This window comes from Azospirillum sp. VT-I1 (assembly GCF_055698305.1).
Map to the genome: position 1 here is coordinate 1 of NZ_CP168803.1, position 14860 is coordinate 14860.

The window sequence follows — 14860 nt, forward strand, 5'->3', positions numbered from 1 at the left end:
GAAGTCCTCGGGAACGCTGAAGGGATCGTCGGCACTTCCAGCCATCGCCTGTCCTCAGGAAGGATGTGTTATGATATATCATAACTATCCCTACTCTGCACGGTCCGGCAGCGGCTGGCAAGACCGCGATTTGCGGGGCAAGGGGCAAGCTCGAGTCCAAAAGGCTTCCCCTCCGGACCTCTCCAGCCGATCAGCAGAAGATGCGCTCAGACGATGCTGTCCGGAGAGATCGCCGTCAGCGCCGCCTTGATCTTCGGCACCATATGGTCGGCAAAGGCCCGCACCTTGGCCGGCACCAGCGCGCGGTGGGGATAGAGCACAGCCAGCGTCACCGGCTCCGGCGGATAGTCGGGCAGGACCGGCACCAGGGCGCCGCTCGCCAGATGCTCGGCGACCTCCCACAACGGTTTCATGGCGACGCCGCGGCCGTCCAGCGCCCAGCCGGTCAGCACGTCGCCGTCGTCGGCGTCGAAGCGGCCCGACACCGGCAGCTTCACCGGCTCGCCGCCCTCCAGCACGCTCCATTGATATTGCTGGGTGCCGGGAAAGCGCAGAAGCAGGCAATTGTGCCCGGCGAGATCCGCCGGCATCGAGGGCCGGCCGCGCTCCGACAGGTAGGAGGGGGCGGCCACCAACACGCGGCGCACGTCGGCGATCTTGCGCACAACAAAGCTGGAATCCTTGAGCGCCGCCATCCGCACCGCCACGTCCACCGCCTCGCGCAGCAGGTCGAGCAGATGGTCGGACAGGCGCAGCCGCACCTCCACCAGCGGATGGGCGGCGCAGAAATCCGGCACCAGCGGCGACAGGATGCGGCGGCCGAAGCCCAGCGGCGCCGTCACCCGCACGCTGCCCGACGGCACGCCGGACCCGGCGGCAATGCTGCTGTGGGCGCGCTCCACCGCCTCCAGCACCTCCAGGCAGCTCTGGTAGAAATCCATGCCGGTCTCGGTCGCCTGCAGCTGCCGCGTCGTGCGGTTCAGCAGCCGGACGCCGAGATGGGTTTCCAGCTGCTGGATGCGGTGGCTGACCATGGCCGGCGACATGCGCAGGTTCCGCCCGGCGGCCGACAGGCTGCCCAGTTCGACGACGCGGACGAAGATGCGCATGTTCTCAAGCAACGCCATGCTCGCGCGGACTCCTGCCGGACCGGTGGGTTTTGGTGCGGCAGCGACGCTAGCACGGCGGCCGCGGAGAGGGGAATTCCGCGTTGCAGCACGTCGCGCAAAAACCGCCGGGACGCATCGGCGCCCCGGCGGCTTCAGGCTGGATCAGGATGGGGCCGGACGGGATGGGGCCGTCAGACCAGAACGGTTTCGCTCTCCTCCACCGGCAGGTCCAGCGTCTCCTCGAACTCGGTCACATTGTCGATGTCGGTGCCCATGGAGATGTTGGTCACCCGCTCCAGCACCAGTTCGACGACGACCGGCACCTGATACTCGTCCATCCAGGCCTGGGCCTGGGCGAAGGCGTCCTGGATGCGGTCGGGCTCGGTAACGCGGATCGCCTTGCAGCCAAGCCCCTCGGCCACCGCGACATGGTCGACGCCATAGACGCCGATCTCAGGCGCGTTGATGTTCTCGAAGGACAGCTGGACCTGGAAGTCCATCTGGAAGGCGCGCTGCGCCTGCCGGATCAGGCCGAGATAGGCGTTGTTCACCAGCACATGGATGTAGGGCAGCTTGTGCTGGGCGCCGACCGCCAGCTCCTCGATCATGAACTGGAAGTCGTAGTCGCCGGACAAGGCGACGATGCGCCGCTTCGGATCGGCCACCCGGACGCCGAGCGCCGCCGGCAGGGTCCAGCCCAGCGGGCCGGCCTGGCCGCAGTTGATCCAGTGGCGCGGCTTGTAGACGTGCAGGAACTGGGCGCCGGCGATCTGCGACAGGCCGATGGTGGTGACGTAGGTGGTGTCCTGGCCGAAGGCGCTGTTCATCTCCTGATAGACGCGCTGCGGCTTCATCGGCACCTGATCGAAGTCGCTGCGGCGGTGCATCGACCGCTTGCGGCCCTGGCAGTCCTTGACCCAGCCGCCGAGATCCTTGAAGCGCCCTTCGGCCTTCCACTCCCGCGCCACCTCGATGAACATGTCGAGCGCGGCGCCGGCGTCCGAGACGATGCCGAGATCCGGCATGAAGACGCGGCCGATCTGGGTCGGCTCGATGTCGACATGCACGAACTTGCGACCCTTGGTGTAGACCTCGACCGAGCCGGTGTGGCGGTTGGCCCAGCGGTTGCCGATGCCCAGCACGAAGTCGGACTTCAGCATCGTCGCATTGCCGTAGCGGTGGGCGGTCTGCAGCCCCACCATGCCGGCCATCAGCGGATGGTCGTCCGGGATGGTGCCCCAGCCCATCAGCGTCGGGATCACCGGCACGCCCAGCAGCTCGGCGAACTCCACCAGCTTGTCGGACGCATCGGCGTTGATGATGCCGCCGCCGGCCACGACCAGCGGACGTTCCGCCGCCGCGAACATCGCCAGCGCCTTCTCGACCTGGGCACGGGTCGCCGAAGGCTTGTAGACCGGCAGCGGTTCATAGGTCTCGTCGTCGAACTCGATCTCCGCCATCTGGACATCGATCGGCAGGTCGATCAGCACCGGGCCGGGCCGGCCGCTGCGCATCAGGTGGAAGGCCTGCTGGAAGACGTAGGGCACCTGCGCCGGCTCCAGCACGGTCAGCGCCCACTTGGTCACCGGCTTGGCGATGTCCGGCACGTTGATCGCCTGGAAATCCTCCTTGTGCAGGCGGGCGCGCGGCGCCTGCCCGGTGATGCACAGGATCGGGATGGAGTCGGCGATGGCCGAATAGAGGCCGGTGATCATATCGGTGCCGGCCGGGCCGGAGGTGCCGATGCACACGCCGATGTTGCCGGCCTTCGCCCTGGTGTAGCCTTCGGCCATATGCGAGGCGCCCTCCACATGGCGGGCCAGGACATGGCGCATGGTGCCGCGCCGCTGCATCGCCGCGTAGAAGGGGTTGATCGCGGCGCCGGGGACGCCGAAGCAGACGTCGATGCCCTCCCGCTCCAGCACCCGCACCGCCGCTTCCGCCGCCGTCATTCTCGCCATCGCTCGACTCCTCACCAAACGCGATTGTTCGTGAGGACAGCTAAGCGCGCTGATGGTGTGTGCGGCAAACCAATGGGTTGCCTTTTCCACAGGCTGGAAAGCGGCACCGAAAGGGGAATCAGCTGCCGCGGTAGGTCGAATAGGCCCAGGGCGAGACCAGCAGCGGCACATGATAGTGCTGGGAGGTGTCCTTGATGCCGAAGCGCAGCGGCACCTCGTCGATGAAGTCGGGGCCATCACCGGTGATCGTGCCGATGCGGCGGAAATACTCGCCGGCCATGAACAGCAGCTCGTAGCGGCCGGGCTGGAAGGCATCGCCCTGCAGCGCCGGGGCGTCGAGGCGGCCGTCGGCGTTGGTGGTGAACTCGCCGAGGACAGTGCCGCTGTCGAGCGCCGTCAGGCGAATGCGCATGCCCGGCGCCGGACGCCCGGCGGCGATGTCGAGGACGTGGGTGGTCAGGCGGCCCATGGGTGTGTGGTCTCCATTTTCAGACGTCGGCGTTAGACCCCCACCCTGACCCTCCCCCGCTGGGCGGGGAGGGGATCGGACCTTTGTCGGCGTTCGGCGGCAGTCCCTCCCCGCCCAGCGGGGGTTAGGTGGGGGCATCGTCAGCCGACGACATTTCACAACCCCCAGCCTAATCCCAACCCCCGCCCCTGCCCACCCGCGGAAATCCGGAAACTGTCTTCACCCCTGCGCCCAATCGGCCGATTGAACCCCCTGCCGCCAATGGCTTAGCGTAGTCCCCGCTTCGACTGCAGCGTTAAGAGCGAGACGACGATGACCGACACCGCTTATCCCCGCGACATGATCGGCTATGGCGCCACCCCGCCGCAGGCCAACTGGCCGGGCGGCGCCCGCGTGGCGGTGCAGTTCGTCATCAATTACGAGGAGGGCGGCGAGAACTGCGTCCTCCACGGCGACGCCGCGTCGGAAGCCTTCCTGTCGGAGATCGTCGGTGCCCAGCCGATCCCCGGCGCCCGCCACATGAACATGGAGTCGATCTACGAATACGGCTCCCGCGCCGGCTTCTGGCGGCTGCACCGCATGTTCACGGAGCGCGGCATGCCGGTCACCGTCTACGGCGTCGCCATGGCGCTGGAGCGCAACCCCGACGTGGTCGCCGCCATGAAGGCTGCGGGGTGGGAGATCGCCACCCATGGCTGGCGCTGGATTGACTATCAGCATCTCCCGGCGGAGGTGGAGCGCGAACATATGCTGCGCGCCATCGAGGTCCACACCCGCGTGACCGGCGAGCGTCCGCTCGGCTGGTATCTCGGCCGCTGCAGCCCCAACACCTGGCGGCTGGTCGCCGAGGAGGGCGGCTTCGTCTACAACGCCGATTCCTATGCCGACGACCTGCCCTATTGGGACGACAGCCACGGACGGCCGCAGCTGATCGTGCCCTACACGCTCGACGCCAACGACATGCGCTTTGCGACGAACCAGGGCTTCAACAGCGGCGACCAGTTCTTCGCCTACCTGAAGGACAGCTTCGACACGCTCTATGCGGAGGGGGAGACCGCGCCGAAGATGATGTCCATCGGCCTGCATTGCCGTCTGGTCGGCCGGCCCGGCCGCGCCGCCTCGCTGGCCCGTTTCCTCGACTATGTGCGCGGCCATGACAAGGCGTGGGTGGCGACCCGGCTCGACATCGCCCGCCACTGGATCGCCGAACACCCCTACACCGCGAAGTGAGAGCGCAGATGCCCTACAACCTGGACAATCTGAACAGCATGGACCGCGACGCCTTCGTCGCGGCGCTGGGTGCGGTGTTCGAGGAAAGCCCCTGGGTGGCCGAGGCCGCCTGGGACAAGCGCCCCTTCGCCGATGCCGCCGGATTGCGCGCGGCGATGATCGACATCGTCCGCAATGCCGGGACGGAGCGTCAGCGCACTCTGATCCTGTCCCACCCCGACCTCGCCGACCGCGCCAGCCGCCCGGCCAACCTGACCGCCTTCTCTCAGACCGAACAGGCGAAGGCCGGCTTGAACGAGTTGACCGAGGCGGAGGCGCAGGAACAGCGCGACCTGAACCGCGCCTATCGCGAGCGCTTCGGCTTCCCCTTCATCATGGCGGTGCGCTTCAGCAGCAAGCAGGAGATCCTGGCGGCGATGCGCGAGCGCGTGGCGAACGATCCGGAGGTGGAGTTCGGCCGGGCGCTGGAGGAAATTTACAAGATCGCGGGGTTCAGGCTGGACGATCTGGTGGTGGAGTAGTGTCGGCTCCGAATTCCCCCTCCCTAACCCTCCCCCGCTGGGCGGGGGAGGGGATAAGCACTTGATCGGAAAGGCAGCGGCAGTCCCTCCCCCGCCCAGCGGGGAGGTTAGGTGGGGGCATTCGCCAGCCGACACCCCTCCAAAAGAAAGCGCGCCGCCCCAACCGGAGCGGCGCGCTTTTCAACTGAACACCCCCTACGCCTCCATCGCCTTCACCACCTCTTCGGTGACCTTTTTGGCGTCGCCGAACAGCATCATGGTGTTGGGCCGGAAGAACAGCTCGTTCTCGACGCCGGCATACCCCGCGGCCATGCCGCGCTTGATGAAGAACACCGTCTTGGCCTTCTCCACATCCAGGATCGGCATGCCGTAGATGGCGCTCGTCGGGTCGGTCTTGGCCGCCGGGTTGGTCACGTCGTTGGCGCCGATGACGAAGGCCACGTCCGCGGTGCCGAAGTCGCGGTTGATGTCCTCCAGCTCGAACACCTCGTCGTACGGCACGTTGGCTTCGGCAAGCAGCACATTCATGTGACCGGGCATGCGGCCCGCCACCGGGTGGATGGCGTACTTCACGTCCACGCCTTCATGCTTCAGGCTGTCCGCCATCTCGCGCAGGGCATGCTGCGCCTGGGCGACTGCCATGCCATAGCCCGGCACCACGATCACCGACTGGGCGTTCTTCATGATGTAGGCGGCGTCCTCGGCCGAGCCGGCCTTGACCGAGCCCTGCGGACCCTTGGCACCGCCGGCCGCAGCGGCACTCTCGCCGCCGAAGCCGCCGAGGATGACGTTGAAGATCGAGCGGTTCATGCCCTTGCACATGATGTAGGACAGGATCGCGCCCGAGGAGCCCACCAGCGCGCCGGTGATGATCAGCAGGTTGTTCTGCAGCGTGAAACCGATGCCGCAGGCCGCCCAGCCGGAATAGCTGTTCAGCATCGAGATGACCACCGGCATGTCCGCACCACCGATCGGCAGGATCAGCAGGAAACCGAGAGCCAGGGAGACCACGACGATCATCCAGAGCGCCGCATCGGCATTCGACTGCACCAGCCAGCCGATCAGCAGGACGGTCAGCACGCCCAGCGCCGCGTTCAGCGGGTGCTGCATCGGGAAGACCAGCGGCTTGCCGGTGACGAGGCCCTGCAGCTTGGCGAAGGCGACCAGCGAGCCGGTGAAGGTGATGGCGCCGATAGCGGTGCCCAGCGCCATCTCGACCAGCGAGCCCTTGGCGATGGCGCCGCGGATGCCGATCCCGTAAGCCTCCGGCGAGTAGAAGGCGGCGAGCGCCACGAACACCGCGGCCAGACCGACCAGCGAGTGGAAGGCGGCGACCAGCTGCGGCAGCGCCGTCATCTCGATCTTCTTGGCCACCACATAGCCGATGGCGCCGCCGATGGCGATACCCAGAACGATCATCCAATAGGACTGGACGATGGGCGAGGCCAGCGTGGTCAGGATGGCGATGGTCATGCCGACCATGCCGTAGATGTTGCCCTGGCGCGAGGTCTCCGGGCTTGAGAGCCCGCGCAGCGCCATGACGAAGCAGACGGAAGCGACCAGATAGAGAAGGGCCGACAAGGTTTCCATGGTCTTACTTGCCCTTCTTCTTGAACATGGAGAGCATGCGCTGGGTCACGAGGAAGCCGCCGAAGATGTTGACGCTTGCCAGGATGACGGCGAGGAAGCCCATGACCTTGGAGAAGCCGAAGCCTGCGGGGCCGGCGGCGACCAGTGCGCCGACGATGATGACCGAGGACACGGCGTTGGTGACGGCCATCAGCGGGGAATGCAGGGCCGGGGTGACGCGCCAGACGACGTAGTAGCCGACGAAGCAGGCCAGCACGAGCACCGTCAGGCCGGTGACGAAGAAGTCGCCATGGCCGGCGGCGTCGGCGACGGGGACCGGCGACAGCTGCGCCACCTGCAGGGCCAGCGCGTCGACCTGGTTGGTCAGGGCCGCCAGGGTCTGGCGGAAGGCGGCGATGTTGCTTGCGGGATCCGGGTGTTCCATGGGATCCGCCTCCTCACGCGGGTTGCGCTTCGCGGGCGTCCGCGAAGGCGGGATGCACGATTGCGCCGTCGCGGGTCAGCGCGATGGCCTTGACGATCTCGTCGTCCCAGTTGACGGCCACGCCGGTGTCCTTGCCGTGCAGCGACGTCAGCAGCGCCAGCAGGTTCTTGGCATAGAGCAGCGACGCGGACTCGGCGATGCGGCTGGCGTAGTTGGCGTGGCCGACGATCTTCACGCCGTTGGCCGTGGTCACCACCTCGCCCAGCTTGGCGCCCTCGACGTTGCCGCCCTGCTCCACCGCCAGATCGACGATCACCGAGCCAGGCTTCATCGACGCCACATGCTCCGCCGTCACCAGGATCGGCGCCTTGCGGCCGGGGATCAGCGCCGTGGTGATGACGATGTCCTGCTTCTTGATGTGCTCGGCGACCAAAGCCGCCTGCTGGCGCTTGTAGTCGTCGGACATCTCCTTGGCATAGCCGCCGGCGGTCTCGGCCTGCTTGAACTCGTCGTTCTCGACGGCGACGAAGCTGCCGCCCAGCGACTGCACCTGCTCCTTCACCGCCGGGCGCACGTCGGTGGCCGAGACGATGGCGCCGAGGCGCTTGGCGGTGGCGATGGCCTGCAGGCCGGCGACGCCGACGCCCATGATGAAGGCGCGCGCGGGCGGCACGGTGCCGGCGGCGGTCATCATCATCGGGAAGGCACGGCCGTATTCCGAAGCGGCATCGACGACGGCCTTGTAGCCGGCGAGGTTGGCTTGGGAGGACAGCACGTCCATGACCTGGGCGCGGGTGATGCGCGGCATGAACTCCATGGCGAAGGCGTTCACGCCGGCATCGGCGTAGGCCTTCACATGGTCGCGGCTGTTGTAGGGGTTGAGGATGGCGAACAGCAGCGCGCCCCTGCGGAGCAACGCCAGTTCATCGACATCGCCTTCCGCGGCGATCAGCGGACGCTGCACCTTCAGCACGATGTCGGCGTCGGCCAGCGCCGAGGCCGCGTCGGCGGCGATGGCGGCCCCCGCCGCCTCATAGGCCGCATCGGTGATGCTGGAGCCGAGGCCGGCCCCGCTCTCCACCACCACGTCCAGACCGAGAGTTTTGAGTTTCTTGACGGTTTCGGGAGACGCGGCGACGCGGCGCTCGCCCGGGCGGCGCTCCCTGGGTATGGCGATCTTCATGTCGTTTGCTTTCGAAGGCCGGCCCCGGCAGCAGGCATGGGGCAGCGGACAGGGCGGCGGCCATGGCCCGCCCAGGTCGGTCCGCCCGCTTCCGGTTCATGGCCGGGGATGCGCCGAAGCGGCGAAAATCACAAAAAGGCACCGTCTTGCGGGCAAGGCCGCGCGGCCGGCGACGGAACCGCGCCGGCCGATTGCGCACCGCTTACTGGTTGGCGACGACCGGATAATCCCAGGCGTCGGAACCGGCGGCTGCGACCGGCGCGAGGTCGTCGGCCCGCATGTCTTCCAACTGCCGGCGGATCAGGTCGCGGACGCTGACGACGCCGACCAGGGTCGATCCCTCCAGCACCGGGACATGGCGGATGCCGTGCTCGTCCATCAGGCTCAGCACATGGCGCACCGGGTCGGACGGGCTGCAGCAATAGGGATCGCGCGTCATCAGCGCCGACACCGCCAGTTCCAGGATGCCGGGTCCGCGGTCGACCAGCGCGCGGACCACGTCGCGTTCGGAGATGACGCCCACCACCGTGTTGCCCTCGGTCCGGCAGACGTCCTTGACCACCAGCGCGCCGGTGTTCTCCGCCTTCATCAGGCGCAGCGCGGTGGCGACCGTTTCGTTGATGCGCACCATGCCGATGCGCGTGCCCTTCTTGCGGAGAATGTCCTCGACCTTCATGACGGTCCTCCCCATTCGATGCGGCCGGCCCGGTCCTTCGGGATCCGCGCCGGCCGCGCCACCTGCGTTGCTTATTGGGCGGCCGCCACTTCCCGGGCGGGCTCGGGAGCCGCCGCGGCCTGGGGCCGGCTGTAGCAGCCGGCGGTCTCGCCGCGCTGTTTCACCAGGGCCAGCACCACGTCGATGGTCGGGGTGGCCACACCGACCATGCGGCCCATCTCCTGGACCACCGACAGCAGCGGGTCGATCTCCATCGGCCGGCCGCGCTCCAGGTCCTGCAGCATGGAGGTCTTGTGGGCACCGACCGCGGCGGCGCCGTTGATGCGGCGCTCCACATCGACGCGGAAATGGACGCCCAGCCTGTCGCCGATCTCCTTGGCCTCCAGCATCATCGCCTTGGCGACGGCGCGGGTCTCCGGATCGCCGCAGATGACCTCCAGCGTGCCGTGGGTCAGCGCGCTGATCGGGTTGAAGCACAGGTTGCCCCACAGCTTCAGCCAGATCTCGTCGCGGATACGGTCCAGGACCGGCGCACGCAGGCCGCCGGCCTCCATCGCCTTGGACAGGGCGACGACGCGGTCGGACTTCGAGCCGTCCGGCTCGCCCAGCGAGAACTTGTCGCCATAGACATGCTGGATGACGCCGGGCTCCACCACCTCGGTCGCCGGATAGACGACGCAGCCGATGGCGCGTTCCGGCGCCAGCCCTTTCCATTGCACCCCGCCCGGATCGACCGTCTCCAGGGTGCGGCCGTCGAACTCGCCGCCGGTGCCGTAGAAGTACCAATAGGGGATGCCGTTGACGGCGGTGACGACGGCGGTGTCATCACCGAGCAGCGGCTGCATCGCGGGGACGACGCCGGGGACGGAATGGGCCTTCAGCGCGATGATGACGTAGTCCTGCGGGCCGAGTTCGGCCGGATTGTCGGTGCAGCGGGGGTGGACGACGGTCTTTTCCTCCCCCATCAGCAGGGTGACGCCATTCTCGCGCATCGCCGCCAGATGCGCACCGCGCGCCACCAGACTGACTTCGGCACCCGCCTGGTGCAGGCGAACGCCGAGATAGCCGCCGATGGCCCCGGATCCGTAGATGCAGATCTTCATGCCGGATTCCCCTCTCCCCCGATTTCACTTTTTGAATGCTGTGGGGCTGGACGACGCCAGCCTGCCCACACCGGCCGCATCCATCGGCTGACCGGTTGCTATTGCAGCGGCATCCAACAGTCTGTCGCGCAAACTGTGCTTGGAGTTTGGTATACCACATACCGTATGTCAATGCGGAATGTGGGGGCACCGGAGAGAATGCGGCACCTGTTTTTCCCCGACCGGATCAGGCTCCCTTCGCAAAAAAGTACAGGGTCAGCACCGTTCCGATGAGGACGACCAGGGTCTTCAGAATCTTCGGATCGACCCGTTTCGCCCCCATGGCACCGGCATAGCCGCCGGCCACTGCCGCGACCGCCATGGCGCTGGTCTCGGGCCAGGACACCGCCCCGGCGACGATGAAGGCGCCGACCGCCGCCGCGTTCATCAGCATCGCCAGCAGCAGCCGCAGCCCGTTCATCGCGTGGATGTCGCGCAGCCCGAACAGGGTCAGCGCCGCCAGCATCAGGAAGCCGATGCCCCCGCCGAAATAGCCGCCATAGATGGAGATGACGAACTGCACGACCAGCACGCTCCGCCCGCCCAGCCGCAGCCGCGACACGATCCACGGCGCATAAGCCCCCACGGCGAAGACGGCGGTCGCGAACAGCAGAAGCCAGGGCACGAAGCGTGCGAACACCGCGTTCGGCGTCACCAGAAGCAGCAGGGCGCCGGCCAGGCCGCCGACGAGGCTGAGGACGGCGAAGACCGGGACATTCACCTGACCGCCGGCCGCGATCTCGCGCCTGTAGGCCCAACTGCTGGCGGCCTGCCCCGGGAACAGCGCCACGGTGCTGGAGGCATTGGCCGCCACCGGCGGCACGCCGGCGAACAGCAGGGCCGGAAAGGTGATGAAGGCGCCACCCCCGGCAATCGCGTTCAGCGCACCCGATGCGAAGGCGGCCAGCATCAGGACAGCGAGACTCAGCATGATCGATCCACCCCTTTCGATCCATGTTGACCGGCTCTTCCGTATTCTGTATACAGAATATCATCCTTCGAAGCGGGCGTCCGGTTGGTTCCTGGAAAGCCGGCCCCAGAACGCGACAAACCGACACCGGAGCCAATGCGGTGGCTCCGATGCCGGTTCGTTTCGCGGCCGGTTTGCATCCCGGCGGTCAGACGACCACTATCTCCTCTCCCGGCCGGCCCCCCGGTCGGCCGGGATGTTTTCGGCCGGGCTCCTCCTTCAGTCGGCGCCCTCGGTCGCCAGCTTGCCGATCGGCTGTTGGGTGTCTTCGGCGATCTGACGGGCGCGCATCGGCTTCAGGACGAACAGGGCCATGAAGGCGGCGATGGCGTTGACCGCGGCGGCGAAGAAGAACACCGTCTGCCAGCTGCCGGTGGACGCCACGATCACGTTGGCGAAGGGCACCACCAGCGACGCCGTTCCCTTGGCGGTGTAGAGCAGGCCGGCATTGGTGGTCGCGAACTTAGACCCGAAGCTGTCGGCGCAACAGGACGGGAACAGGCTGTAGATCTCGCCCCAGGCGAAGAACACCAGACCGGTCAGGATGACGAAGGCGACCGGGTTGTGGCCCCACTGGTTCAGCGCCAGGATGCCGACGGCCTCGATGGCGAAGGCGACGAACATGGTGTTCTCGCGGCCGATATGGTCGGACACCCAGCCGAAGAAGGGACGGGTCACGCCATTCAGCACGCGGTCGATGGTCAGCGCGAAGGTCAGCGCCGGCAGGGTCAGGCCCATGATACTGACGGGGGCGCCGTCGAGGTGGAAGTCCTTGGCGATCGGGCCGAGCTGGGCGGTGGCCATCAGACCGCCGGCGGCGACCATGACGAACATCAGGTACATCACCCAGAAGACCGGCGACTTCAGCGTCTCCTGCGGGGTGTAGTTGCGGCGGCTCTGCACGATGTTGGACTTGGTCTTCGGCAGCAGAGCGGGATTCGCCTCCCGCAGGAACCAGGCCAGCACGAAGACGACCAGCCCCTGGCCGAGGCCGAACACCAGGAAGGTCTGCTCGAAGCCCGACGTCTCGATCATGGTGGCGATCGGCACGACGGTGAGGGCGGAGCCGGCACCGAAGCCGGCGGCGGTCAGGCCGGCGGCGAGGCCGCGGCGGTCGGGGAACCACTTCAGGGCGTTGCCGACGCAGGTGCCATAGACGCCGCCGGCGCCGATGCCGCCGATGGCCGCGCCCAGATAGAGCAGCGCCAGCGAGTCGGCGAACGAGTTGATGACCCAGGCGAGCGCGCACAGCACGCCGCCGATCAGAACGACGATGCGGGGACCGAATTTATCGACGAACCAGCCTTCGACGGGGACCAGCCAGGTTTCGGTCACGACGAAGATGGTGAAGGCGACCTGAATGGCGGCACGACCCCAATGATACTTTTCTTCGATGGGGTTGACGAACAGCGTCCAGCCATACTGCAGATTGGCGATCATCGACATACAGATCACGCCGATGACCAACTGCATCCAGCGGCCACCGAACGGAGCGCCATGCGCCTCCGAGTTCGTATGCTGCATCTATCTATCTCCTCCTAGGAAGCGGTTTTGTGCCGGTTCGGGCGTCGCTTCTGTTTTGATGCTTGAGCGTTTTGTTTGTGCTTCAGAGCTTTTGACGCGGTTCTTTGCTGACGGTGGTCGTGCGGCGAGGATGCGGCCTCGGGGCACTCCACGGTTTTTAAGGGGCGGTTTTTTGCCCCCCGCCAGACCGATGCGGTCCTGGGTTCGGTCTGGAATTATCAATATGGTATACCAGATGCCGAGCAGCAGACAAGTAGCTAGTGGGCTGCGCGAACTGTTTCCTTGCCCCGCATTTGCGGCGGCTGGTATGCGGCGTCGGCATACTGATTTTCCGTTAGGCGGAAAGTAGCGGCGGCCGCCTTTGGCCGGAGACGATGCTGGCATATGGTATGCCAGCGCCGGAGACGGACGGATCCCTGCATTGGAGGCCGACGCTCGGGCCCATCCCGGCAGAACCCATATTGATAAGGAGTCGACCGCCATGGACCAGCAGCAGACCATCGAGATCGCCGTGGCGCGGGACGATGCCGATATCGCCGCCAGCTATCCGGTCATGAAAGAGCTGCGGACCCACATGACCGACGCCGACGCCTACCGCGCGCAGATCCGCCGCCAGATGGACGACGGCTATAACCTCGCCCTGCTACGGATCGACGGCGAGATCGCCGGCTGCGGCGGCTTCCGCGTCCACGAGACGCTGTCACGCGGCCGCTACATGTATGTCGAGGATCTGGTGACCAGCGCAGCCAAGCGGTCCTACGGGCTTGGCGACAAGCTGTTCGACTGGCTGGCCAACGAGGCGCGGGAACGCGGCTGCGCCCAGATGGAGATCATCTCCGGCATCCAACGCGGCGAGGCCCACCGCTTCTATCACCGTAAGCGGATGACCATCAAAAGCTTCCAGCTGGTGCTGCCGCTCGCCTGAGCGACGGACTCCGGACAACAAAAAAGACGGCCTGCGAAGGCCGTCTTTTCGTATCGACGCGACCGGAAACCTGGATCGCGGCGCTCAGAGGGCGCGCGGGAAGCTGGCCCAGGCCGGACCGGGCGGCAGTTCGTCTTCCTGTTCCTTCAGGTCGGCGGCGGTGGGGTTGGCAAGGCGAAGCGGCGCCGCGGAGAAATCGCGCTGCGACTTGCCGGCGTTGGCGACCTGCATCGACAGGATGTAATGGACGGTGCCGCCGAAGACGGACAGCACAAGCGCCAGAACCAGGATTTCCAACATGTTCATCGCTCCAGTGTCTCGGTGGGGTGTTTTTGTCCGAACGGCTTCGGCTTGGCTGCACTCTTATGACGCGCCGCAAAAACTGGATCAAGTTTTTTGGTATACAAGGTACATGATACCGGCCATGCGATGGACGCATGCGGCAGTCTGTTTGCATGCGAATCAAACATACCGTAGCACCAACATTTCCGCTCTGGTGCTTTGGTACGATGGTTCAACGGCTTGAGCTTGAATGGGCTCCCGCCCCGATCTGATTGGCTGACAAAACTGTTTGATTGGCGTACTGTATTTGGTATACCATATTTATAGCGTGGTGCCGGATCGGGCGCCCCGCCACCCCATCAGCCGCTCAGCCGCCAGGAGCCACGCCATGAATGTCGAACACATCCTGCGCACCAAGGAAGCCCGCGTCGTCGCCGTACGGACCACCGCCACGGTCGCCGAGGCCATCCGCCTGATGAAGGCGGAGAACACCAGCGCCGTCGTCGTCAAGGACGTCTGCCGGACCGAGGGCAACACGCTGGCCGGCGTCCTGTCGGAGCGTGACATCGTCCACGCCCTGCTGGACCGCGGCGCACCGCTGCTGTCCATGCCGGTGTCGCAGCTGATGACCCGCCAGCCGGTGACCTGCGCCCCGTCCGACAGCGTCCGGCAGGCGCTGCAGCTGATGGACCAGCACCACATCCGCCATCTTCCGGTCCTGGAGGACGGCCATCTGGTCGGCGTCGTCAGCGCCCGCGACTTCACCCGCCTGCAGCTGCAGGAGCTTGAAGGCACGGTCGCCGCGACGCCGGAGCCGCCGGCGACGACCGCCTACGCCCACTGACCCGTCCTTC

15 protein-coding genes are annotated in these 14860 nt (G+C 66.7%); 4 read left to right on the top strand and 11 right to left on the bottom strand.

What is annotated here, in order from left to right; genetic code table 11:
• Positions 1-206: 206 nt before the first annotated feature.
• The 3 genes from AB8P05_RS18840 to uraH form a co-directional block, all read right to left on the bottom strand.
• On the bottom strand, positions 207-1127 hold the full coding sequence (locus tag AB8P05_RS18840; protein WP_472760411.1) for a LysR family transcriptional regulator: 921 nt from the start codon (positions 1125-1127) through the stop codon (positions 207-209).
• 173 nt (positions 1128-1300) lie between these two features.
• Positions 1301-3070 (bottom strand): glyoxylate carboligase, encoded by a 1770-nt coding sequence (gcl, locus tag AB8P05_RS18845; protein ID WP_472760412.1) that lies wholly within the window; start codon positions 3068-3070, stop codon positions 1301-1303.
• A gap of 118 nt (positions 3071-3188) precedes the next feature.
• Positions 3189-3539 (bottom strand): hydroxyisourate hydrolase, encoded by a 351-nt coding sequence (uraH, locus tag AB8P05_RS18850; RefSeq protein ID WP_472760413.1) that lies wholly within the window; start codon positions 3537-3539, stop codon positions 3189-3191.
• Positions 3540-3851: 312 nt separating this feature from the next.
• Between uraH and puuE the strand changes: the two genes are divergently transcribed.
• Both puuE and uraD read left to right on the top strand, forming a co-directional pair.
• Positions 3852-4769, top strand: coding sequence for an allantoinase PuuE (puuE, locus tag AB8P05_RS18855; RefSeq protein ID WP_472760414.1), 918 nt, complete (start codon positions 3852-3854; stop codon positions 4767-4769).
• An 8-nt stretch (positions 4770-4777) separates the two neighbouring features.
• Entirely contained in the window at positions 4778-5290 is a 513-nt protein-coding gene (gene uraD / locus AB8P05_RS18860) for a 2-oxo-4-hydroxy-4-carboxy-5-ureidoimidazoline decarboxylase (protein ID WP_472760415.1), read from the top strand.
• A 195-nt stretch (positions 5291-5485) separates the two neighbouring features.
• Here uraD and AB8P05_RS18865 read toward each other — a convergent pair whose 3' ends face one another.
• From AB8P05_RS18865 to oxlT, 7 genes are all read right to left on the bottom strand, one after another.
• Positions 5486-6880 carry an NAD(P)(+) transhydrogenase (Re/Si-specific) subunit beta gene (locus tag AB8P05_RS18865; RefSeq protein ID WP_472760416.1) on the bottom strand — a complete coding sequence of 465 codons (1395 nt, stop codon included), beginning with the start codon at positions 6878-6880 and terminating at the stop codon, positions 5486-5488.
• 4 nt (positions 6881-6884) lie between these two features.
• A complete protein-coding gene (locus AB8P05_RS18870; RefSeq protein WP_472760417.1) occupies positions 6885-7304 on the bottom strand; it encodes an NAD(P) transhydrogenase subunit alpha part 2 in 420 nt (139 codons plus the stop codon).
• 13 nt (positions 7305-7317) lie between these two features.
• Positions 7318-8487: a Re/Si-specific NAD(P)(+) transhydrogenase subunit alpha gene (locus AB8P05_RS18875; RefSeq protein WP_472760418.1), complete on the bottom strand. Its 1170-nt coding sequence runs from the start codon at positions 8485-8487 to the stop codon at positions 7318-7320.
• Positions 8488-8689: 202 nt separating this feature from the next.
• Positions 8690-9163: a CBS domain-containing protein gene (locus AB8P05_RS18880; protein ID WP_455174168.1), complete on the bottom strand. Its 474-nt coding sequence runs from the start codon at positions 9161-9163 to the stop codon at positions 8690-8692.
• 71 nt (positions 9164-9234) lie between these two features.
• Entirely contained in the window at positions 9235-10266 is a 1032-nt protein-coding gene (locus AB8P05_RS18885) for a 2-dehydropantoate 2-reductase (RefSeq protein WP_455174167.1), read from the bottom strand.
• A gap of 226 nt (positions 10267-10492) precedes the next feature.
• Entirely contained in the window at positions 10493-11236 is a 744-nt protein-coding gene (locus AB8P05_RS18890; protein WP_472760419.1) for a sulfite exporter TauE/SafE family protein, read from the bottom strand.
• Between the two features lie 258 nt (positions 11237-11494).
• A complete protein-coding gene (oxlT, locus tag AB8P05_RS18895; protein ID WP_455174165.1) occupies positions 11495-12799 on the bottom strand; it encodes an oxalate/formate MFS antiporter in 1305 nt (434 codons plus the stop codon).
• A gap of 481 nt (positions 12800-13280) precedes the next feature.
• Here oxlT and AB8P05_RS18900 point away from each other — a divergent pair, with 481 nt between their 5' ends.
• The gene (locus tag AB8P05_RS18900) at positions 13281-13724 is read left to right on the top strand and encodes a GNAT family N-acetyltransferase (RefSeq protein WP_455174164.1); all 444 of its coding nucleotides are present in this window, start codon (positions 13281-13283) and stop codon (positions 13722-13724) included.
• A gap of 84 nt (positions 13725-13808) precedes the next feature.
• On the opposite strand, the gene AB8P05_RS18905 is transcribed toward AB8P05_RS18900, so the two are convergent.
• Positions 13809-14024, bottom strand: a complete 216-nt coding sequence (locus tag AB8P05_RS18905; protein WP_455174163.1) for a hypothetical protein — start codon at positions 14022-14024, stop codon at positions 13809-13811.
• A gap of 370 nt (positions 14025-14394) precedes the next feature.
• On the opposite strand from AB8P05_RS18905, the gene AB8P05_RS18910 reads away from it, so the two are divergent.
• On the top strand, positions 14395-14850 hold the full coding sequence (locus AB8P05_RS18910) for a CBS domain-containing protein (protein ID WP_472760420.1): 456 nt from the start codon (positions 14395-14397) through the stop codon (positions 14848-14850).
• The last annotated feature ends 10 nt before the right edge of the window (positions 14851-14860 follow it).